Genomic DNA, 22,897 nt, shown 5'->3' on the forward strand with positions numbered 1-22,897 from the left:
GGCGCTCCTGCTAGGCTGGCCAGCCGTGTCCGCTCCCGAGGCCCCGTCCAGGCTCCGCCACGCGCTGCGCGTCGTCGTCCGGATCGCGCAGCTCGTCGCCGGCAGCACCGTCGCCCTCGCGGTGTTCGCCCGCGAGGCCTGGCGCTGCCGCCACGAGGGCCGCGACGGCTGGCTGCGCGCCTTCGCCCGCGCGCACGTGGTGCTCTGCGAGCGGCTCGGCGCCACCTTCATCAAGGTGGGTCAGATCGCGTCGACGCGCGGTGACCTCCTGCCGCCGCCGGTCGTCGAGGAGCTGGCGCGCCTGCGCGACCAGGTGCCGCCCTTCCCCTTCGTGCAGGTGCGCGAGACGGTCGAGCGCAGCCTCGGCCGCCCGCTCGACGAGGTCTTCGCGCGCTTCGAGCCGGCGCCGGTGGCTGCTGCCTCGGTGGCGCAGGTGCACGAGGCGGTGTTGCGGGAGGGCGGCGCGCGCGTCGCGGTGAAGGTGCGCCGCCCCGACATCCTCGAGAAGGTGCGTCTCGACCGCGCGATCCTGCTGGTCGCCGCACGCTTCGGGGAGCGCGTCGCGCCCTCGCTGCGGCTGGTCTCGCTGGCCGGGGCGGTCGAGGCCTTCTGCGACGCCGTCGAGCACCAGCTCCACCTCACGAACGAGGCCGCCCACAACCGCCGTTTCCAGGCCAACTTCGCCGACGACCCCGAGATCCACTTCCCCGACCTCCACCCCGACGCCTGCTCCGACGAGGTGCTCACGATGGAGTTCGTCGAGGGGCTGCGCGAGGAGGAGCTCGAGGCGCACGGGGCGGATCTGCACCGGATCGTGCAGAACGGCATGCGCTGCGTGAGCCGGATGATCTTCCTGCACGGCTTCGTGCACGCCGACCTCCATCCCGGGAACCTGCGCTTCGACCCGGGCGGCCGGATCACGCTCTTCGACCTGGGGCTCGTGGGTGAGGTCGGGGACCGCGAGCGCCTCACCAACGCGCGCCTGCTGTTCGCCTTCGCGACCGGCGACGGGGCCACCGTCGCGCGGCTCTTCTACGACAACGCCGAGCACAAGGCGACGCCCGACTACGGCGCCTACGAGCGCGAGATGCGCGAGTACGTCGAGCGCATGCGCAAGCGCGGCCTCGGCAACGTCGAGCTGGCGCTCGAGATCGGCCGCATGCTCGACATCCTGCGCCGCTACCGCATCCAGGCCAGCAGCCACATGACGATGGTGAACCTGGCCCTCGCCACCGCCGAGGGCCTCGGCAAGCGGCTGGCCCCCGAGCTGGCGCTGGCGGACGAGGCGCTGCCGTACCTGGCGGAGGCGCTCGGGGTGCCGGCGCCCGCTCGGGCGCAGCACGCGGGGTAGGTGCCCGGCAGGCGCCGGTCCCCGCGAATCCCCGCCTCCGGCGGCTACTCTCGGCAGATGAACCGGCTCGCCGACGAGACATCGGCCTATCTCCGCCAGCACATGCACAACCCCGTCGACTGGTTCGCGTGGGGGGAACCGGCGCGTTCGGCCGCGGCGGCGCGCGACGTCCCGATGCTGGTGTCGATCGGCTACAGCGCCTGCCACTGGTGCCACGTGATGGAGCGCGAGTCGTTCGAGGACCCGGCGACGGCCGAGGTGATGAACCGCCTCTTCGTGAACGTGAAGGTGGACCGCGAGGAGCGGCCCGACGTCGACCGCATCTACATGGACTTCCTGGTCCGCACCGCCGGGCACGGCGGCTGGCCGCTGACCGCCTTCTGCACGCCGGAGGGACGGCCCTTCTACGCGGGTACGTACTTTCCGCCCGAGCGGCGCCACGGGCTCCCGGCGTTTCGCGAGCTGCTCCAGGCGATCGCCGAGGCCTGGCGCGCGCGAAGGGACGAGATCGAGCGCAGCGCCGCGGAGGCGGTGGCGGGGCTGGCGCGGCGGCCTTCGGGGGTCGCGAGCGAGCCGCCCGGGGTCGCGAGCCTGCGCCAGGCCGCGACGCGCCTCCTGGCCGGCGCCGACACCGACCACGGTGGCTTCGGCGGCGCGCCGAAGTTCCCGACCCCGACCTCGCACGAGGCCCTGCTCGCCGCCGCCGACGTGCTGCCCGCCGAGGCGGCGCGCGCCGCGCTCGGCCACGTCGTCGCGAGCTGCCGCGAGATGGCGCGACGCGGCCTCTTCGACCACGTGGGCGGCGGCTTCCACCGCTACTGCGTCGACGCCAACTGGACCGTCCCGCACTTCGAGAAGATGCTCTACGACCAGGGCCAGCTCCTGCGGGTCTACGCCGAAGCGTGGCGGCGCTCGGGCGGTGCCGACGACGATCTCGCCTGGCCGATCCGCGAGACGGTCGCCTGGCTGCGCCGCGAGATGGCGGCGCCCGACGGCGGCTGGTTCGCCTCGCAGGATGCCGACAGCGAGGGCGAGGAGGGCCGCTACTACGTCTGGACGCCCGCGCAGCTCGCGGACGCGCTCGGCACCGAGCGCGCGGCCACCTTCGCCGCGGCCTACGGGGTCACGGAGGCGGGCAACTTCGAGCACGGCACGAGCCAGCTCGTCGACGTGGCGCGCGCGCCGCGCGCACGCTTCGCGGCCGAGCGCGAGGCCTTGAGGGTGGCGCGTGCGAAACGCGTGCCTCCCGGCACGGACCGCAAGCGGGTCGCGTCGTGGAACGCCTGGCTGATCTCGGGCCTGGTGCGGGCCGGGAGCCTGCTCGGCGAGCGCGCCGAGCCCGGGGGCCGAGCCGGGTCCCCGGACGGCGCCCGGCCTTCGGACGCGGGCCTGCTCGCCGACGCCGCCGCGGGCGCCGCCTTCGTGCTCGCGAAGATGCGCGACGAGCGCGGGCGGCTGCTCCACGTCTACGACGAGGGCCGCGCGCGCGTGCTGGGCTTCCTCGAGGACGTGGCGGGGATGCTCGAGGCGACGCTCGACCTCTACCGCGCCACCGGCGAGCCGCCCTGGCTCGCCCATGCGCTCGCGCTCGCCGAGGACCTCGTCGCCCGCTTCTGGGACGCCGGCGAGGCGGAGCTCTTCCTGGCGCCGGCCGACGGCGAGCGCCTCGTGCACCGCCCGCGTGCGGAGCCCGACGGTGCCACGCCGCACGCGGCCGGCACGGCGGCGCTCGGCCTCCTGCGCGCGGCCGCGCTCGCCGGCCGCCGCGACTGGGAGCAGGTGGTGGAGCGCGTCCTGCGCGCGCACGCCTTCCCGATCGAGCGCGCCCCCGAGGCCTACCCGACCCTCGCCCGCGCGGCGGCGCTCGCCGAGCGCGGCGTCTCGGTGGCCGTCGTCGTCGGCGGCGACGGCGGCGCGTGCCGCGCGCTGGCCGAGCGCGCGCGCCGCGTGCTCGCGCCGGAGGACGCGGTGGTGTCGGTGGCGCCCGGGGCGCCGCCGCCCGCGGGCCTCGACCCGGGCTGGCTCGCCGGGCGCACGCCGCAGGGCGGCGCCACCGCCTGGGTGTGCCGAGGCACGAGCTGCTCGCTACCCATCACCGATCCCGAAGCGCTCACCCCGCTCCCGTCCCCGTCCCAGCCGGAGGCCCCTGCCCGATGACGGATCCGAAGCACCCGCCGCAGCACCCGCCGCACCCCAGCGCCGGCGCCGGCTCGCACGGCAAGCTGCGTGCGCTGCACGGCGGCCACGACGACGGCCTCGAGCCGCTGCGCGCGCTCGACCTCGGCGCCGCCGGCTCGGTCGACGCACTGGTGCGCGGCATGGCCGCGACCGCCTTCGGCGGCCGCCGGCTCGGGGAGGCCGCTGACGTGCTCGAGGCGATGGTGCGCGACCCCGCCTGCTTTCGCGTGCTCACGCTCTCGGGCGCCATGACGATCGCCAAGCAGGGCCTCGTGATCTGCGAGATGATCGACCGCGGCTGGGTGCAGGCGGTGATCGCGACCGGGGCGCTCGTGACCCACGGCTTCGTCGAGGGCGCGGGCATGCTGCACTTCAAGCATCGCGCCTCGATGGACGACGAGGAGCTCTTCGCCAAGGGCTACAACCGCGTCTACGACACGCTCGAGCTCGAGCAGAACCTCGACGACGCCGAGAAGATCGTGAACGCCGTGCTCGAGGGGCTGCCCGAGGGCGTCACCCTGTCGAGTCATCTCGTCACGGCGGCCCTGGGGCGCTACCTCGGCGCACACAGCGAGGGGCGCGCCGTCCTGAAGAGCGCGGTCGCGCACGACGTGCCGGTCTTCATCCCGGCCTTCACGGACTCCGAGCTCGGCCTCGACGTCGCGGTCTACAACCGGCGCCGTGAGCTGCAGGGCCGCCCGCGCCGCCCCTTCGACCCGTTCCTCGACCTCGAGGCCTACACGGATCGGGTCCGGCGGGCGGAGCGCATCGGCATCTTCACGATCGGCGGCGGCGTGCCGCGCAACTGGGCCCAGCAGGTCGGGCCCTATCTCGAGATCTCCGAGAAGCGGCTCGGCCTCGAGGAGCCCGTGCGCCGCTTCCAGTACGGCGTGCGGATCTGCCCGGAGCCGGCGCACTGGGGAGGGCTCTCGGGCTGCACCTACTCGGAGGGCGTCTCCTGGGGCAAGTTCGTGCCCGAGAACGAGGGCGGGCGCTTCGCCGAGGTGCTCGCCGACGCCACCATCGCCTGGCCGCTCGTGGTGCGGGCGGTGATGGAGCGCATCGACCGCGAGCGCGCGTAGCCGGGCGCCGCCCGCGAGCGCGCGCGGGCGCGCGTCGCCCGGGGCGGGCGCCGCGGGGCGGGCGCGCGTCAGGCGTCGTCGTCGTCGCCGAGCGGAAAGGGGCCGGCGTAGCCGCGCGTGCTGCGCTGGAGCAGGTAGCCCCCGCAGTTGCCGGCGATCGCCGGGGTGCCGCTCGCCGCACCGGCGGCCCAGCCCTGGAGCGCGGCCATGACGCCGCCGTGGCTCACGACCAACACCTCGACACCGAGATGGCGCTCCGCGATCGCGTCGAGGGCCGGTCCCACGCGCGTGAACACCTCCTCGAGCGTCTCGCCGCCCGGGGGGCGGAAGCGCCAGCGGTCGGTCTGGCGCTCGCCGCGCAGCGAGGCGTAGGGCTGGCCACGCAACGAGCCGAAGTCCTGCTCGCGCAGCTCCTCGACCGCGATCGGTTCGAGCCCGAGCACGCCCCCGATCAGGCGCGCCGTCTCGAGCGCGCGCACGAACGGGCTCGCATAGAGCGCCACCGGGTCGAAGCGCGCCTGGATGCGCCGCGCCCGCGCGAGCGCCTCCTCGCGCCCGCGGCGCGACAGCGGCTCGTGCGGCCCGCGCGTGAAGCGCCCCTCCGCGTTCGCCACGCTCTCCCCATGCCGGATCAGGATCAGCCGCGCCATCGCCCCAGCTTAGCGGGGACACAGTTCGGCCGGGACTGTCCCCTCTTACTCTCCCCTCTTACTCCGCGCGGGGGAGCCAGAGGGTGAACTCGGCGCCGCCGGAGGGGCGGTTGGCGGCTTCGAGGCGGCCGTCGTTGCGGCGCGCGAGGTCGTAGCTGAGCGAGAGCCCGAGGCCGGTGCCGACGCCGGGGGGCTTGGTCGTGAAGAAGGGATCGAAGACACGCGGCAGCACGTCGGCCGCGAGGCCGCAGCCGCGGTCGCGGACGTGCAGCGCCACGCCCTGCTCCGCCGCTTCCACCTCGACCTCGACGTCGGGCACGCCCGCGCTCGCCTGCACTGCATTCACGAGCAGGTTGAGCGCGATCTGCACCAGCTCGCCCTCGACCGCACGCACCGGCGGCACCCGCACGAGCCGGCAACGGATCGAATCCTCGGGCAGCCCGACCCCCGCCATCGCCGCGGCCGCCTCCGCCACCTGCGCCAGGTCCACGAGCGCGGGGCGCGACTCGCTCTCCGGCTCGCTGCGTGCGAAGCTGCGCAGCCGCGCCACGAGCTGCACGATCCGGTCGACCCCCTCCTGCGTATCGGTCAGGAGCTCCGCGCCCTCCGCCGCCAGCACCCGCACCTCGGGCGGCAGGCCGCCACCGAAGCCGGGGGCCGCCAGCTCGGCGGTCATCTTCTCGAGCTGCGCGAGGTTGGCCCGGATGAAGGCGAGCGGGTTGTTCACCTCGTGGGCGATCCCCGCGGTGAGGAAGCCCAGCGCCTCGAGCCGCGCCGCCAGGGCGAGCCGCCGTTCGGCGTTCTGTGCGTCGGTGCGATCGGCGAGGAACGCTGCGCTGCCGACCACCGCAACCGCGCTGCGCAGCGGGAAGCGCCGCACCTCGATCACCGCGTCGGCGCGGGCGCACACGCTCTCGATCAGCTCGTCGATGCCGAGCCCGCGCAGCTCGCTCGTGCCGGTGAGCCGGCGCGCGGCCCAGTTGGCATCGACGACGCGACCCTCGAGGTCGGCGACCACGATCCCGACCTCGACCTGCTCGAGCAGCTCGCTGCGCGCGAGCGGCAGGTAGAGCAGGAGCCCCGAGTCGACCACCGCGATCCGGATCATCAACGCGCCGAAGCCGAGCAAGATCGGCGTCGGGTCGGCAATCGGGATTCCCCAGGCGTTGGCGGCCAGGTACACCGCGTTCCCGACCAGCGGCGTCAGGGTCCCAGCGGTGAGCACCGCCAGGCGCGCGGGCTCGGCCCGCCGCAGCCGCACCGCGGCGCGTGCGAAGTAGACCCAGCCCGTCACGATCAGCAGCCAGGCGTAGCCCGCCATCGCCCAGAACAGCGGGCCCCGGCGCGGCGGCGAGTAGGCGGGATCGATGAACAGGCCGCCCGAGTCCCAGAACAGGCAGGAGTAGAAGAAGGCGAGCGGCACGGCCGCCGCAGTGAGCACCCATGACGCATGGCGCCACCAGCGCGGCCGCCCCGCCTGCGCCGCAACCGCCAGCCAGGCCAGCGGCAGCAGGCAGATCCCGAGATACTGGACCTGGAACGCAAGCTGCCGCTCCGCCGCCGTGCCCACCCGCGCGAACAGCAGCTCGCCCGTCGCGAACAGCCCACAGGCCACCGCCAGCACCACGACCCAGAGCGCGCGCCGCCGCGAGCCGGTCGCCGTCAGCAGGTCGAGCGCCAGCCAGCCGCAGATGGCAACGGTCGCGACGAGGCCGAGGTCGTAGAGCATCCCGTCGCTGCATCGGCCATGCCGATCCCCCTGTTGAGCGGCGCGGACCCCGGCGCCCCGGATCCGGCGCTAGAGTCCGCCGCGTGCCCGCCCCCCAGATGCGCGCCGCGGCGGTGCGCGGTCGCGGCCAGATCGAGGTCGCCCTGCGCCCCCTCCCCGAGCCCGGTCCCGGCGAGGTGCGCGTTCGCGTCGAGGCCTGCGGCATCTGCGGCAGCGACCTGCACCTCTACGAGCAGGGCTTCTTCCCGCCCGGCGCCACCCCCGGGCACGAGCCGGCCGGCCGGATCGACGCGATCGGCCCCGGTGCGGCGAGCCCCGCCCTCGGCACCCGCGTCGCGATCGAGCCGATCCGGGGCTGCGGCACCTGCGCCCCGTGCCGCTCGGGCCGCTACTCGATCTGCCGCGACGCCAAGCTTGCAGGCGTACACGTGCCCGGCGGCCTCGCCGAGGCGATCGTCGTCCCCGCCGCCAACGTCTACCCCGTGCCCGACGATCTCGACCCGCGCGTCGCGGCCCTGGTCGAGCCGATGGCGGTGGTGGTGCACGCCCTGCACCGGATCGCCTTCCAGCCGGGCCAGCGCGTGCTCGTGCTCGGCGCCGGCTCGGTCGGCCTGCTCGCCGCCGCCGCCGCGCGCCGGCTCGGCGCGCGCGAGGTCTGGGTGAGCGCGCGCCACCCGCACCAGGCCGCGCTCGCCCGCGCCGTCGGCGCCACGCGCGTGCTCGACGAGAAGGAGGCGAGCCCGGAGGCGCTCGACGCGCTCGGCCGCAGGACCCCGATCGACGCCGTCCTCGAGACCGTGGGCGGGCGGGCCGACACGCTGCGCACCGCGGCGGCCGCGGCACGTCCGGGCGGCGCCGTCGCGGTGGTGGGCGTCTTCTGGGGATCGCTCGCGCTCGACCCGATGCCGCTCCTGCTGAAGGAGCTGACGCTCGCCTGGTCGTACTGCTACGGCGAGGATCCCGCCCACGGCGCGGACTTCGCCGAAGCGGTCGGCATCGTCGCCGCCGCGCGCGAGGCGCTGGCACCGCTCGTCACCCACAGCGTCCCGCTCGCCGACGTCGAGCGCGGCTTCGCCCTCGCGGCCGACCGCCGGGCGGGCACCCTCAAGGTCAGCGTGATCCCGTAGCCCCACAAGGAGCAGCAATGGACTTCGAGCCCTCCGACAAGTGCAAGGCGATCCTCCGCGAAGTCGAGCGCTTCATGGACGAGAACGTCTACCCGAACGAGCGCGTCTACCAGGAGCAGGTCGAGGCCGGCGGCGACCCGCACGCCGAGCCGCCGGTGATGCTGGAGATCCGCGCCAAGGCCAAGGGCCTCGGCCTGTGGAACCTGTTCCTGCCCGACGCCGAGTACGGCGCCGGCCTCACGAACCTCGACTACGCGCCGCTCTGCGAGGTGATGGGCCGGAGCCCCCTCGGCGCGCGCGCCTTCAACTGCCAGGCGCCCGACACCGGCAACGCCGAGATCCTCGCCGAGTTCGGTACGCCCGAGCAGAAGCGGCAGTGGCTCGAGCCGCTGCTCGACGGCACGATCCGCTCCTGCTTCTCGATGACCGAGCCCGAGACCTCGGGCGCCGACCCGACCGGCCTCCAGACCCGCGTACGCCGCGACGGCGACCAGTACGTGATCGACGGCCACAAGTGGTTCACCTCGGGCGCGATCGGGGCGCGCTTCGCGATCGTGATGGCGGTCAACGACCCGCAGGCGCCGATGCACGAGCGCGCCACCATGGTGATCGTCCCCACCGACGCGCCCGGCTTCCGGATCGCGCGCGCCGTCTCGGTCATGGGCCACGCCGGCGGCGGCGGCCACTGCGAGATCTACTACGACGACTGTCGCGTCCCGGTGGCGAACCGCCTCGGCCCCGAAGGCGGCGGCTTCGTCATCGCCCAGGCCCGGCTCGGCCCCGGCCGCATCCACCACTGCATGCGCGCCATCGGCATGGCCGAGCGCGCCTTCGAGATCATGTGCCGCCACGCCAACACGCGCCGCGCCTTCGGCACGACGCTCGGCGAGAAGCAGTTCGTCCAGGAGTGGATCGCCACCTCGCGGATGGAGATCGACCAGGCCCGCCTCCTCACCCTGTACGCCGCCTGGAAGATGGACACCTACGGCAAGAAGGTGGCCCGCCAGGAGATCTCCATGATCAAGGTGGTCGCCCCCAACATGCTCATGAACGTCCTCGACCGCGCCATCCAGTGCCTCGGCTCCCTCGGCGTCTCCGACGACACCCCGATCGCCGCCCTGTGGCGCCACGGCCGCACCCTGCGGCTGGCCGACGGGCCGGACGAGGTGCACAAGATGGTGATCGCGCGGAGGGAGCTGCATCGGTTTGCTTGAGCAGAATGGCCTAGCAGGAAGTCCATTCGGGCTATGTGACCCCATCTGACACAGGCTTGTTTGACGCTGTTTTCATTCGACCACTGCATGTAGGGGGTGCAGAGGATGGCGGCGGCAGGAGTCAGAGGGCATGGGTTTGGACCCCGTGCCTCACTCGCACCGGCTGCCACTCGGCTGGGTTGGAACCAGCCATGAAAGGCACCCCCGCGGCTCCATTGAAGCTTGGTCGTGTCCGTAGCAGTTGCTGGCGCTTTTCCATCTTCCCGCGGAGCGAAACGACCCTCATCTGTACGGAGGCGAAAGGCATGTCACTCACGATCGATCGACTTCGGGATCTCATTCGAAACGACGCGGCCCTCCGGCGGGCGCGCCGCCTTCAGCCCACAGAGGGGCCCGGAGCGAAGCTCTTCCCCCCCACTTACCCTGGGACACGCCCCGGCGATCCTCCCCGCCACATCTTCGAACACCGGCGGATCGGCGGCGGCGACGTGCTCTGCGTTCTGATCGACAGCGTCCAGAGCCAGGCGAATCGGCTCGAAGAGGCGCTCCGCGACGCACGCGAGAACTGCGTCGCCTTTCCCGCGATCAGCGTCGACTTCTCGGATACTGCAGTCGGTGACATCGGTCGGATCACGACGCTCGATGCTCCGCATCGTGTGTTCGACGCGATCATCCGTGATTCCGAGCTCGACGGCGTGCGTTTCCGCGACACCGAGGCGGGCAAGCGGATCCTCGCGAGCAAGGCAGCGCACGCGCGCGCTGTCTACGAGCTCTCGCCGACGGCGCTCGTGTTCGGCGCGTGGAACAGCACGGGCGAAGGCGGTGGCCTCGGCGCCAAGTTCCCGCGTGCCGTCGTCTCGGAGATCGTGGGAATCGGTGTGGCGCAGGAGCCCGGCGCGAGTTCCGAGGGGTCGCGGCCCTCCGGTCGCCGACCGGGAAGCCGCATCGACCCGCTCGGGATCCGCTCGGGCGTGCGCGTCTACAAGCTCGAGGGCGGCGATTGGAGCCTCGAGAAGCCCAAGAAGGGCGGAAAGGAGGTGAAGCCCTCGGAAGTCAACCACTCGAACATCGCGCCGACCATCCAGGAACTCGGCGTGAGCGTCGACCATGTCCTGCACACCTTCGTGATCTCGGCCGCAGCACTGCGTCGGCTTCGGTTCGCCAACGGCAGCACGGAGGCCGACGAGGTGGCGCGCACGGCGCTGGCGGCGCTCGCTCTAGTCGCGGTCACGGCGCAGGACCGCGCCGGCTACTTCTTGCGCTCGCGATGCGATCTCGTCCCCGAGCCTGATTCGCCGGCGGGGTTCGAGATCGTGAGGACTGATGGCCGGACGGAAAGCGTCGAGGCCGACCTCGAATCCGCCGCCAGGCTCCTGCAACAGGCGGTGAACGCCGCGAAGGATGCTGGCATCCTGTGGAACGCAGAAGATCTCATGCTGAAACCCCAAGCGAAGCTGGTCGGGCTCGTCAAGCAGAGCCGGGAGCTTGCCCTCGTGGGCGCCGAGGAGCAGCAGGAGGACTGAGATGCTCACCCTCGAGATCGAGCTTTTGACGAGCGTCTACCGAGCGGTCCTGCCGGACGGGTCGGCGCCCGAGTGGCCACCGCACCCGGACCGCGTCTTCTCGGCCCTCGTCCAGGCATGGGGAGATGGCGGAGAGCGAGAGGATGAGCGCCAGGCCCTGGAATGGCTCGAGTCCCTCGAGGAGCCGCCGCTGATCGAGGCGAGCGGGGAATGGTTCCAGCGCGATTCCGCCTCCGTTTTCGTCCCTCCCAACGATGCTCGCAACGGCGAGTTGGCGCTCCTTCCGGATAGACGCCCCCGCCAGTCCCGCTCGTTCGCGGCCTGCGTGCCTGCGGATCCCGTCGTCCGCATACGGTGGCGCGGTGCGCCGCCAAGCTCGCATGAATCGGCTCTGCACCGCCTCGCACATCGGGTCGCGAGCCTCGGTCATTCTTCGTCGCTCGTCCGGTTGTCGATCGCCGGAGAGGCTCCTTTGGCGCCCGAGCGGACTTGGAGACCGAGCGAAGGAGGTGCCCACTCACTGCGATCTCTCTACCGCGGACGACTCGCAGATCTTATTGCCCGGTACAACACCGGACGCCGTCCGATGACCCGGAGCACGATCCGCTATGCCGCACCAGAGGAGGAAGCCGACCACGCCACGCCCTCCAGCGTCTTCGGTGGATCGCGCGACTGGTTCGTCTTCGAAGACGTGGATGGGAACGCGCCCGACGTGCTCGGCTTCGCGCACATCGCGCGACGGCTCCGGCACGCACTGATGTCGTTTGCATCCCAGCCGCCTCCGGAGACGCTCTCGGGACATGCTCCTGATGGAAGCGCCAGTCAGCGCCCTCACGCAGCCATCGTCCCGCTCCTCGACGTGGGTTGGGAGCATTCGCGTGGAGGGCTCCTGGGACTCGCGGTCGTCCTGCCGCGCGAGATACCAGCCGCCGAAAGGGCGGCGATACTAGACGCGCTCGCCCGCTTCGCCCGTGTCGACGAAGGACCCACGGCACTCGCCGTGCTGAACTTCGCGCTCTCCCGTTGGCGCCTCCGCCGAGTCGCGCTTCCGGAGCGCGCATCGCTCGGCCCGGGACGCTGGTGCGGCACGGGATCGACCTGGGCCAGTGCGACGCCCGTCGTGCTCGACCGCTTCGCAGACCATGCCGACCCCGCAGAGGAGGCTCGCATCATCGCGGCGAGCTGTAGGAGCATCAGCCTTCCGGAGCCCGTTTCTATCGAGATCCACAAGTACTCGGCGCTTCGCGGCGCGCCCGAGGCCTATCCTGCTCGCGGCGCCGCCAACCGCCCGACCTGGGTGTTTCCGACGGGCTCCAGGCTCGCCCAAAGGCCTCGTCGCCACGTCTTCCTGGAGTTCGCCGAGCCGCTCACGGGCCCCGTCATCCTCGGCGCGGGGCGCTATCAAGGCTTCGGGCTCTGTCTTCCGGTCTCCGGACGGTGACGCCGATGAGCATTGAAACGCTTCAGCTTTCCGCGTTCCCGCGGTTCTTCGAAGAGGTCCACCAGGTTCGGCCGTTTCCGTGGCAGCTCCGGCTCGCCGAGCGCGTATTCCACGACGGCTGGCCTCGTGCGCTGGACGTGCCCACAGGAGCCGGAAAGACATCGGCGATCGACGTCGCTGTCTTCCACCTCGCCTGCCAGATGGACCCTGCCTCACCGGCGAACCGTCGCGCAGCTTGCCGGATCCTCTTCGTGGTCGATCGCCGGATCGTGGTCGACGACGTCACTCGTCACGCCGAGCAGATCGCCGCTGCCGTCGAGGAGCGGCGCGGACCTCTCACGCGTCTCGTTGCCGAGCGCCTCCAAGCGCTGGCCGAGTCGGAACGCCGTCCACTCGAGGTCGTTCGCCTTCGTGGAGGAGCGCCCAAGGAGCCCGACTGGGTCCGCACGCCGACGCAGCCGATCGTGGTCGTCTCGACCGTCGACCAAGTGGGATCCCGTCTCCTCTTCCGGGGCTATGGCGTGAGCCCGTCGATGCGGCCCGTGCACGCGGGTCTCCTCGGAAGCGACTCCCTGCTCCTCCTGGATGAAGCACATCTCTCCCAGCCCTTCGTGACGACGGCCCAGGCGATCAGCGATCACCAGCGGGCGTCGGCATCGAACGCTCTCCCGGCTGCACCCCTCCAGGCTGTCACGCTTTCCGCGACTCAGCTAGAACCGTCGCCTGAGCTTCTGACCGCAGCTGATCGAGAGCACCCGATCCTCGGCCCTCGCCTCTCGGCCACCAAAGTCACCCGCCTCGACCTCCTCTCCTGCAAGTCCGACTCGTCCGAGCACATCGACGGAATCGTCGAGCGCACCTGCGTACTGGCAGCCGGTGAGGGCACGTACGAGCCACGGGCGATGGCCATCATCCTCAATCGGGTGCAGCGCGCTCGCCGTGTCTTCGAGGGCTTGCAGAAGATGATCACCGGGGCGGACATAGTGCTCCTGATCGGCCGCTCCCGGCCCCTTGCACGCAACCGCGCCCTGGCAGATGTACTCCCGCGCATCAAGGCCAAGCGTGATCGCACTGTCGGCGGTGTTTCCCTGGAGAGGCCGGTGATCGTCGTTGCCACCCAGTGCGTCGAGGTTGGAGCGGATCTGGATTTCGACGCCCTGGTGACCGAGATCGCGCCGCTCGATTCCCTCCGCCAGCGGTTCGGACGCCTCGACCGAATGGGAAAATGCTCGGCTGCCGCGCGCACGCTCATCATCGCCGCCGCGGATCAGGTAGGTGCGCGCTCGAAACCGGATCCGGTGTACGGAACGGCAATTGCAGCGACATGGAATTGGCTGGTCGACCACGCCTCCAAGAGGAAAGCCGGAAAGACAAAGGTTCTCGAGATCGATTTCGGAGTGGAGGCGTCCACCGCCTGGCTGCCTACCGAGCCCGCCACGCTCTCGTCGTTGGTTGCTCCTCGCGCGGATGCGCCCATGATGCACCCCGCCTTCGTCGATGGTTGGTCACGAACCTCTCCGTCCCCGACGAACGAGGCGGATGTCGCGCTCTTCCTTCACGGCCCGGAGAGCACGGGAGAGGTGCAGATCATCTGGCGGGACGACCTCGAGCGTCCCGCGCGGGCGTCCTGGACAGAGAAGGTCGCCGTATGCCCTCCATCGACCTGGGAGGCCGTGCCGGTTCCAGTCTGGGAAGCCCGCCGTTGGCTTCAAGGCCTCGAGGGCGACCCCCAACTAGACGACCTCGAGGTGTCACCTGCGCCGGAAGTCGAGCGAAGTGGCAGACGCGGCTATCAGGTCTTGCGCTGGAAGGGGACAGCACAGGAGTCCAAGCTGATCTACGCCACGGACGTGCGGCCGGGAGACGTCCTGGTGGCGCCCGCGGGCGATGGCGGCTGTGACATGTGGGGGTGGAATCCCGCCTCGCGCGAGGTGGTGGAGGATCTCGGATACGAGGCGAACCGCGAGCACCGTCGCGTCGAAGTGCTGCGCCTCTCCCCGCGACTTCTCGAGCGCGATGTTCTACGAGACACGCCGGTCGACGAGCAGGCGCAACTGAAGGCGCGCGCCGCCGCTCGCCGACTGAAGGATTGTCTTCCTGGACTCCTCGACGCAACAGAGGCCGAGGTGATGGTGCGGCTTCGCGAGCTTCCCGATCTTCCACCGAAGTGGCGTCGCTTACTCGACTCGGACACGGCGCGTCTGCTACGCGCAGAGGAGACGACCTCGGACGGCAGGGCGCCGTCCCTCGAATCTGGCCTTCCGCTTGCAGTCGTCCTGCGCGTGGAACGACTCATCAACGACGCGACGACCGAAGACGACGAGGGCTCGCGCAGGAGCTTCCGAGCGATCCGCTTGAGCGACCACTCGCAGGGGGTATCGAGCCTGGCGCGCTCGTTCGCCGAGAAGTGCGGCCTCCCCCCTTCGCTGATCGATGATGTGGCGCTGGCAGCCTTCCTACACGATGCGGGGAAGGCTCACCCCGCGTTCAAGATGTGGCTGTACGGAGGGGACGAGCTGGCCGCCACCGGTCCCGCTCTCGCCAAGAGCGGCCGGCGGTACCTCCCGCAGCGGGCACGCCGGCTCGCAGGGCTGCCGCAGGGCGCCCGTCACGAAGTGGCGTCTCTCGCCTTCGCAGAGGCGCACCCGAAGCTGCAGGAGTCGAACGATCCGGCACTCGTGCTCTGGCTCGTCGGCACGCATCATGGCTGGGGACGGCCGTTCTTCCCGGGCGTCGATTGGCCGAATGGAGGCGACGTCTTCTCAGCAGATATCGGCGACGGCGTGGTGAAGGCGACCGCGCGGCCGCTTTCCGAGCTGACTGCTCGCTGGCTCGCTCTTCGCGACGACGTAGTCCACCGCTATGGACCTTGGGGCCTGGCGCGGCTCGAGGCCATTCTTCGTCTTGCCGACCATCGGCGCTCGCAGTTGGAGCAAGAACCCGAAGCAGTGACGGGGAACGGGGGGAGGAGCGTCCAGGGCAAGAAGGACTCCTTGGAGCAAGACTCATGACTTTACCGGCGTCGCCGCTGGGAACCGCTCCCGAAGGATCTGTTCTGCGCATGCCGGGCCTGGAGGTCGACAATCTCCTTGCCCAACTCGCGAGCTGGGGTCTTCTGAGGGCATTGGATGAAGCTCGACCGGTCTGGTTGCCGCGTCTGTCCTGGGCGGGTCCCCCGTGGTGCGCTCGCCTCCACTTGGCAGATGAAGCCGACGAGGCCGAGGTCGCCCAGGTGGCGAACGAGGGAGTGCTCTCGATCGCCCGCCGGTTCGACGTCGGCTCGCATCGCAACGTGAGCTTCGACGAGGACGCCTATCTCGAGCATCTGCAGCACGTTCGAGGTGACGAACAGGGCTCCGGACTCGCTGCCGCACTGACGGCACAGCGACCGCATCGTCGGGATGGCACGCTCATGCCTTCGCCGTTCGTCCTGATGTTCGGCCAGGGACACCAGCACTTCCTGGAGCGGCTCGTCGACGTTCCGCTCGGAGTGCTTCCGAAGCGCCTTCAACGGCGGAAGCCGGCTCCGAACCTCAACGATCCGGCCAGGATCGCCGACGCACTCTTCGCCCCCTGGCGCCGCGACGACGAAACCGATGCGTTCCGTTGGGATCCCAAGGAGGACCAGAGGTACGCGCTTCGCTTCGACGATCCCAGCGAAGCCGGCGCTGCTGCCACCGTCCACGGTGCCAACCGCCTGGCCACCTTGGCGTTCGCCTCTCTCACGTGCGCGCCCAGGCGCGATGCTCCGGGCGTCGCCGCGGTGCGCCGCGCCCGGGCCACGATCGAGTTCATCTGGCCCATCTGGGACGTTCCGCTCGGCTTGGGAGGGATTCTTTCCCTGCTCTCCCATCCAGACGTGATCGCGGGCCGGCTCCAGAACGTCCGCGCGTTCGGCGTGCGAGAGATCTACCGAGCCCGACGAATCTCCAACGGCAAGTTCATGAACGTCTCGTGGGCGCAGCCGTTTGCGGGCGATCCCCTCGGAGGGCAGCGACGCTCCTCCCGTTGACTGGGATGGGATGAAAAGGGTTGACTTTCGTCTTTTGTTCGCATAGCGTACTCCCATCCGCTCGTGGGCTGGAGAGAGTCGCTTCGATGAGCATCGGGGTCAGCGTCGTTCCTCCCGTCCAATCCAGTGAAGACTCCGAGACCACCCTCGCCCACCTCTCCGCCGCCACCGGCCCCCTCCGCCACGCCCTCGCCGCCATCGCCGCGCGCCTGCTCGAGACCCGCGCCTACGAGCCCCTCTGCTACGCCCGGATCGGCGACTACGCGCGTGAGCGCGTCGGTCTCTCCGCACGCCAGCTCCACGACCTTGCGCACGTGCACCGCACGCTGGCTGCGCTGCCGTCCCTCGAGCGCGCCCTGCTCGGCAACGAGCTGCCCTGGAGCAAGGTCAGGCTCGTCGCCCGGGTGGCGACGCCGGCCGACGAGAAGGCCTGGATCGCGCGCGCCCGCGTGCTGCCGATCCGCCGGCTCGAGGCCGCGGTGCGGGCGAGCACGCCCGCCGGGCCGCCGGTCGAGCCCGACGACGGCCTCGCCTGCACGCGGCTCACCGTGCGCTGCACGCTCGCGGTGCGCGAGAAGTGGCGCCTCGCCCACGAGATGGCCGAGCGCGTCGCCGGGCAGCGCCTGCGGGCCGACGAGGCGCTCGAGTGGGTCACGGCGGAGGCCTGCTCGAGCGCCGCGATCGATCCGGCGCCGGAGCCCGACCCGGTGGACTACGAGCGGTGGAGTGCCGGCGCGGCGGACCAGGAAGGCGCACCAGACCCTCTCGACGACGTCGGGGACGCCAGGGCCCTGCCCGCGCTCGAGCTGCCCGCGATCGCGTCCCTCCGTGACGGGCTCGACGAGGCCGATCCCATCGAGCTCGATAGGCGGCTGCGCCTCGCGGTCCGGCTCGAGCAGACCCTGGACGCGGCGATCGCGCCGCTGCTGCGCATCGTGACGTCGGCCGAGTACGAGTGGAGCGGCCCCTCCTACCTGACGCTCGCGACCTACGCGACCGAGCACCTGGGCATGTCCGCCAGCAAGGCCCGCGCTCTCCTCCGCATCGAGCGCGCGGGTGACGTCTGCCCGGAGCTGCGGGAGGCCTTCCGCACCGGCCGCCTCTCGTGGGCCAAGGCGCAGTGCCTCCTGTCGCTCCTGCTGCTCGACGTTCCGGGCGAGTGGCGCCCGCGCTGGGTGGCATGGGCCGAGCGCGTCACCGTGCGGCGCCTCGAGGCCGACGTCGAGCGCGCACTTCTGCTGCGCGCCGGCACCCACTTCGCCTGGCAGCGCTGCAAGTACCACCCGGAGCAGGCGCAGGATCCGATCCCGGAGCACGAGCAGCAGATGTGTGCAGAGGAGATCGACACCGAGGCGACCGAGACGCTCCGCTGGCGCGTCGCGCGCGAGGTCGCCGGGCTGTTCCGGGCCGCACACCAGACCTTTCGCGTGCAGTTGCAGTCCTGCGGCCTGCGCCATCCCTCCGGCGGCCAGGCCTTCGAGGCCATGATCGACCACGCGATCGTGTCGTGGAGTCGCTTGGATCCCGATGGCCCTCGCCCCGATCCCGTGATCGAGCGCGACGGCTACCGGTGCGCGGTGCCCGGGTGCTCGTCCCGGCGCAACCTCCACGATCACCACATCGTGTTCCGCTCGGCGGGAGGCTCGAACGCGCCGGACAATCGGATCACGCTCTGCGCGTTCCACCACCACCGATGCCTCCACGCCGGCCGCCTGCGGGTGCGTGGCCACGCGCCGGACCACCTCGTGTTCGAGCTGGGTGTGCTGGGAGGAGAAGGGCCGCTCGCGCGCTATCGCTCGGGAGACATCGCGGTCGGTCTGCACCACGCCGACAACCTTTCGCATCGAGCGGGTCGGTTCCTGCCGGCGCTCGCGGCCGCGGTCCCCGCAGCCCCGTAGCGACCTCCCCGCAGTCGGACGGCTCCATCCATCTGCGCGGATGGCCGAAGAATGGGCATCGGCCACCTCTCCGCCTTGCGGAGGCCCGCGATGCCCGATCTCGACCCGCCCCTCGTCCCCGCCCGCATGCTCAACGAGTTCGTGTACTGCCCGCGCCTTGCCATCCTCGAGTGGGTCGATGGCGAGTTCGCACCGAATGCAGACACGGTGGAGGGCGCGGTTCGCCACGCTTCGGTCGACCGGCCGGGATACAGGGTCCGCCTTCGCCAGCGGACGCCCAGCGACGACCCCGGCGCGGACCAACCGGCCCGCGCCCCGATCGAGCAGATCCGATCCGTCGAGCTGTCGGACGCCGGGCTCGGCCTGATCGCGAAGATCGACCTGGTCGAGATCGATCGCGATCGCGTGCAGCCCGTCGACACGAAGAAGGGAAAGCGCCCGCACGTCGAGCGCGGCGCCTACGAGCCCGAGCGCGTGCAGGTCTGCGCCCAGGGGCTCCTGCTGCGCAGCCACGGCTACCCGTGCGACTCGGGCATCCTCTACTTCGCTGGCTCGAACGAGCGCGTGGAGGTGCCCTTCGACGACGAGCTGGTGGCGCTCACGCGGAGCAAGCTCGGCGAGCTCCGCGAGGCCGCGGGCGCAGGCGTCCTGCCACCGCCGCTCGTCGACAGCCCCAAGTGCGTGCGCTGCTCGCTGGCCCCCATCTGCCTGCCCGACGAGACGCGCTTCCTGCGCGACGCCGGCTCCCCGCCCCGCCAGCTCCTCCCGGCCGCCGATCACACCTTCCCCCTCTACGTCCAGCAGCCCGGCGCGACCGTCCGAAAGGACGGCGACCTCCTCGTGGTCTTCGACAAGGACGAGAAGCTCGGGGAGATGCGGATCCGGGAGGTGTCGCAGCTCGTCCTGATGGGCCGCGTGTCGGCGACCGAGGCCGTCTACCGCGAGCTGCTGCGTCTCGGCAAGCCGATCGTTCACCTCTCGAGCGGAGGTTGGCTCGCCGGCGTCACCGACGGGCTTCCCCACGCCAACGTCCGCCTCCGCCAGGAGCAGTACCGGACCGCGGACGACGCGGCGAAGTGCCTCCGCATTGCGCGCTGGATCGTCGTCTCGAAACTCACGAACCAGCGCGTCCTGCTTCGCCGGAACGGCGGTGACGAGATTCCCGAGTCGACGATCGAAGGCATTCGGCACGCGGCGCAGGCTGCCCAGCGTGCGGAGACCATCGACACCCTGCGCGGGCACGAGGGCAACGGCGGACGCCTCTACTTCGGCCACTTCGCCGCGTTGCTCCGCCAGAGCCCGTTCCGCGAGCGCTTCGACCTCGAGGGGCGCAACCGCCGCCCTCCGCGCGACCCGGTGAATGGGCTGCTCTCGTTCGCGTACTCGATGCTCTCGCGCGAGTGGGTGACCACCTGTCGGACCGTCGGCCTGGATCCGTTCCTCGGCTTCTACCACGCACCCCGCTACGGAAGGCCATCGCTGGCGCTCGACCTGATGGAGGCCTTCCGGCCGATCTGCGCAGATTCCACCGTCGTCCGCGCCATCAACAACGGCGAGATCGGGCCCACCGACTTCGTCGAGCGCATGGGCTCCGTCAACCTGACCGACGGCGGACGGCGCAAGTTCCTGCGCAGCTTCGAGCAGCGCCTCGCGCAGGAGGTGGTCCATCCGGTGTTCGGCTATCGGCTGAGCTACCGGCGCGTGTTCGAGGTCGAGGCGCGGCTGCTCTCCCGCTACCTGCTCGGCGAGATTCCGACCTACGAGCCCATGACGACCCGGTGAGCGGATGCGCAAGCTCCTGATCGTCACCTACGACATCTCGAACCCGAAACGGCTTCGCAAGGTGTTCAAGGCCATGAAGGGATTCGGCCAGCATCTCCAGCTCTCGGTCTTCCGCTGCGACTTGACCGACATGGAGCGTTTCGAGATGATCGGCCTGCTGCAGGGGCTGATCCACCACGACGAGGATCAGATCCTGTTGATCGACCTCGGCGCGAGCGATGGCCGCACGCATCGCGTCGACTCGATCGGTCGCGTCGTCCCCCGCGAGCGGCGCGAGCCGCGGATCTTCTGACGCGGAGGAGCCCCCCGAGCCGTGGAAGCCGTGAGAGACGATTGCGCCGACCCCTCGCGAGGGCTCCGTTTGGCAGCGAGGAACGGCGAGCGCTCGCATGCCAGCCTTGCCAGCATGGACGGCAACCTCCAGCGTGAGTTGCGAGTCCAGGGGCAACCGCGCCCCCTGCCTATCCACGCCACGAGGCCAGCACTCGCGAACTGGCGCGATTCCGCCCGCGTTCCGGTACCTTGCGAGGGCGCGGTTTCCGCGGCTACCAAGCCGCGGCTCCATTGAAGCCTCGAATCCGAGTACGCACAGGTCTCGAAGTTCGCCGTTTCCGCGGCTACCAAGCCGCGGCTCCATTGAAGCCCGGCGATCCGCTGCGAGATCAGGAAGAGCACCTTGAGTTTCCGCGGCTACCAAGCCGCGGCTCCATTGAAGCCTCGACCCACGCCCGGTCGATCCCCTCCATCGACTTCGTTTCCGCGGCTACCAAGCCGCGGCTCCATTGAAGCGGTCCGGCCTTCGCGGCGAAGATTGCGGCGCGCTCGCTGTTTCCGCGGCTACCAAGCCGCGGCTCCATTGAAGCGCCCACCCCGCAAGCGCACGCACGATCGAGGCCTCGGGTTTCCGCGGCTACCAAGCCGCGGCTCCATTGAAGCGGCTCCGACGTGTACTCGATCGTCGGCGTGAAAGAGTTTCCGCGGCTACCAAGCCGCGGCTCCATTGAAGCGTGGCCTGTCCGGTCGCGCTCTCCGACATGCGCTCGGTTTCCGCGGCTACCAAGCCGCGGCTCCATTGAAGCCTCTGGAACGATGGCCCGACGCCGGAGGAGTGCGCGGTTTCCGCGGCTACCAAGCCGCGGCTCCATTGAAGCACCCCCGGGCGACCTTGATAAGCTGGGCGGCCCCCGGTTTCCGCGGCTACCAAGCCGCGGCTCCATTGAAGCCCTGAGCGCTGCGGTGAGCGCGCGCGCACTCTGGCTGTTTCCGCGGCTACCAAGCCGCGGCTCCATTGAAGCGGGCGCCTCCTGGGCGGGGTTGAGGACAACGCCGAGGTTTCCGCGGCTACCAAGCCGCGGCTCCATTGAAGCTACGCGATCCGCGGCACCTCGGGCCCCGGGAAGGAGTTTCCGCGGCTACCAAGCCGCGGCTCCATTGAAGCCACTTCGGCGCTGCGCTGATCTGGAAGCCCTGCCGGTTTCCGCGGCTACCAAGCCGCGGCTCCATTGAAGCGTGACGTGGGGCGCGCTCCCCGAGCCGAGCCTGAAGAGTTTCCGCGGCTACCAAGCCGCGGCTCCATTGAAGCTACCCGATGACCGCGCAGCAGCACACGATCCCGACGGCGTTTCCGCGGCTACCAAGCCGCGGCTCCATTGAAGCTCGCCATCGCGCGAGGGTGACCTCCAGCAGATCGCGGTTTCCGCGGCTACCAAGCCGCGGCTCCATTGAAGCCCGTTGGCGCCCGGTGACACCGGCATCGGACGCACGGTTTCCGCGGCTACCAAGCCGCGGCTCCATTGAAGCGCCCCGACGGCAGTGGGGGTAAACACGACGAGCGCGGTTTCCGCGGCTACCAAGCCGCGGCTCCATTGAAGCTTCTCGAGCACCCAGCCCTTGAACTCGGCGGCGGCGGTTTCCGCGGCTACCAAGCCGCGGCTCCATTGAAGCCGGTCTGCGGCGGACTTGCCGAACACATCATCGAGGTTTCCGCGGCTACCAAGCCGCGGCTCCATTGAAGCGCGATGTGCGCCTCGACGGTGCTCACGACGCGCTCGCAGTTTCCGCGGCTACCAAGCCGCGGCTCCATTGAAGCGAGGGGGATCTCGCTCACCCGGTCGGCAATCTTGCGGTTTCCGCGGCTACCAAGCCGCGGCTCCATTGAAGCCGCGTCAAACTGTATCCGATCGCCCCGCCGAGCGCGGTTTCCGCGGCTACCAAGCCGCGGCTCCATTGAAGCACGTTGAGGACGTTCGACTGATTCACGGTCATCCAGGTTTCCGCGGCTACCAAGCCGCGGCTCCATTGAAGCACCTCGAAGCGCCCGAACCGCGGCACATAGTCGCCGAGTTTCCGCGGCTACCAAGCCGCGGCTCCATTGAAGCGCGACGATGTCGCGGCGGATCTCGGCCTGCTCGCCCTGTTTCCGCGGCTACCAAGCCGCGGCTCCATTGAAGCTCGTGGAGCTGGCCGCGCAGCTCGCCGCGCTGATGGGTTTCCGCGGCTACCAAGCCGCGGCTCCATTGAAGCGAGGCGCTCTACGAGCGCACCGGGCTCCCGGCGGAGTTTCCGCGGCTACCAAGCCGCGGCTCCATTGAAGCGGAGCCCTGAGCGGCCTCCTCGGACCCGTCTCGAGTTTCCGCGGCTACCAAGCCGCGGCTCCATTGAAGCTTCAGCTCCGAGAGCAGCAGGAACGAGACGTGCCCGTGTTTCCGCGGCTACCAAGCCGCGGCTCCATTGAAGCGGCGTGATGGCCGCGGGGACGCCCTTGCTTCGAATGAAGCCCTTGCCTGCCGCCGCCTCCACTGCTTCGACGCCGCTGGCGCTCGTCCCCGCGGCCATCACGCCGCTTGGTGGAGGAGCGGATCGGACCGGAACGGAGCGGCCGCTACGCATCGCCCCGCGAGAACAGGGCGC

At 70.8% G+C, this 22,897-nt stretch carries 14 protein-coding genes and 1 CRISPR repeat array; of the genes, 12 read left to right on the forward strand and 2 right to left on the reverse strand.

All coding sequences use genetic code 11. The features are described 5' to 3' along the window. Positions 1–25 precede the first annotated feature (25 nt). From OZ948_05620 to OZ948_05630, 3 genes are read left to right on the forward strand one after another with little or no spacing between them, the layout of a single operon-like run. The gene (locus OZ948_05620; protein MEB2344199.1) at positions 26–1,351 is read left to right on the forward strand and encodes an AarF/UbiB family protein; all 1,326 of its coding nucleotides are present in this window, start codon (positions 26–28) and stop codon (positions 1,349–1,351) included. Between the two features lie 57 nt (positions 1,352–1,408). Continuing rightward, a complete protein-coding gene (locus tag OZ948_05625) occupies positions 1,409–3,508 on the forward strand; it encodes a thioredoxin domain-containing protein (protein MEB2344200.1) in 2,100 nt (699 codons plus the stop codon). Next, positions 3,505–4,611 (forward strand): deoxyhypusine synthase family protein, encoded by a 1,107-nt coding sequence (locus OZ948_05630; GenBank protein ID MEB2344201.1) that lies wholly within the window; start codon positions 3,505–3,507, stop codon positions 4,609–4,611. The genes OZ948_05625 and OZ948_05630 overlap by 4 nt, the downstream gene beginning before the upstream one ends. A gap of 68 nt (positions 4,612–4,679) precedes the next feature. Here OZ948_05630 and OZ948_05635 read toward each other — a convergent pair whose 3' ends face one another. Both OZ948_05635 and OZ948_05640 read right to left on the reverse strand, forming a co-directional pair. Next, positions 4,680–5,261 carry a histidine phosphatase family protein gene (locus OZ948_05635; GenBank protein MEB2344202.1) on the reverse strand — a complete coding sequence of 194 codons (582 nt, stop codon included), beginning with the start codon at positions 5,259–5,261 and terminating at the stop codon, positions 4,680–4,682. A 58-nt stretch (positions 5,262–5,319) separates the two neighbouring features. Continuing rightward, positions 5,320–6,990 (reverse strand): ATP-binding protein, encoded by a 1,671-nt coding sequence (locus OZ948_05640; GenBank protein MEB2344203.1) that lies wholly within the window; start codon positions 6,988–6,990, stop codon positions 5,320–5,322. 83 nt (positions 6,991–7,073) lie between these two features. Here OZ948_05640 and OZ948_05645 point away from each other — a divergent pair, with 83 nt between their 5' ends. The 9 genes from OZ948_05645 to cas2 all read left to right on the forward strand — a co-directional run bounded on the left by OZ948_05645 (position 7,074) and on the right by cas2 (position 20,279). Next, positions 7,074–8,117, forward strand: a complete 1,044-nt coding sequence (locus OZ948_05645; GenBank protein MEB2344204.1) for an alcohol dehydrogenase catalytic domain-containing protein — start codon at positions 7,074–7,076, stop codon at positions 8,115–8,117. A 17-nt stretch (positions 8,118–8,134) separates the two neighbouring features. After that, entirely contained in the window at positions 8,135–9,331 is a 1,197-nt protein-coding gene (locus tag OZ948_05650) for an acyl-CoA dehydrogenase family protein (protein ID MEB2344205.1), read from the forward strand. A 305-nt stretch (positions 9,332–9,636) separates the two neighbouring features. After that, on the forward strand, positions 9,637–10,854 hold the full coding sequence (gene cas7u, locus OZ948_05655) for a type I-U CRISPR-associated RAMP protein Csb1/Cas7u (protein MEB2344206.1): 1,218 nt from the start codon (positions 9,637–9,639) through the stop codon (positions 10,852–10,854). Between the two features lies 1 nt (position 10,855). Next, positions 10,856–12,295: a type I-U CRISPR-associated protein Csb2 gene (gene csb2, locus OZ948_05660; protein MEB2344207.1), complete on the forward strand. Its 1,440-nt coding sequence runs from the start codon at positions 10,856–10,858 to the stop codon at positions 12,293–12,295. A 5-nt stretch (positions 12,296–12,300) separates the two neighbouring features. Next, positions 12,301–15,306 (forward strand): type I-U CRISPR-associated helicase/endonuclease Cas3, encoded by a 3,006-nt coding sequence (gene cas3u / locus OZ948_05665; protein MEB2344208.1) that lies wholly within the window; start codon positions 12,301–12,303, stop codon positions 15,304–15,306. 50 nt (positions 15,307–15,356) lie between these two features. Then, a complete protein-coding gene (locus tag OZ948_05670; GenBank protein MEB2344209.1) occupies positions 15,357–16,307 on the forward strand; it encodes a hypothetical protein in 951 nt (316 codons plus the stop codon). Positions 16,308–16,393: 86 nt separating this feature from the next. Further along, entirely contained in the window at positions 16,394–18,205 is a 1,812-nt protein-coding gene (locus tag OZ948_05675; protein MEB2344210.1) for a hypothetical protein, read from the forward strand. 90 nt (positions 18,206–18,295) lie between these two features. After that, on the forward strand, positions 18,296–19,987 hold the full coding sequence (cas1, locus tag OZ948_05680; protein ID MEB2344211.1) for a CRISPR-associated endonuclease Cas1: 1,692 nt from the start codon (positions 18,296–18,298) through the stop codon (positions 19,985–19,987). A gap of 4 nt (positions 19,988–19,991) precedes the next feature. Next, entirely contained in the window at positions 19,992–20,279 is a 288-nt protein-coding gene (gene cas2 / locus OZ948_05685) for a CRISPR-associated endonuclease Cas2 (GenBank protein ID MEB2344212.1), read from the forward strand. A gap of 243 nt (positions 20,280–20,522) precedes the next feature. Then, positions 20,523–22,724: a CRISPR direct-repeat array (repeat unit 36 nt; unit sequence GTTTCCGCGGCTACCAAGCCGCGGCTCCATTGAAGC). Positions 22,725–22,897: the final 173 nt, after the last annotated feature.

It is taken from the genome of Deltaproteobacteria bacterium (genome assembly GCA_035063765.1).
Taxonomy (GTDB): domain Bacteria; phylum Myxococcota_A; class UBA9160; order UBA9160; family PR03; genus CAADGG01.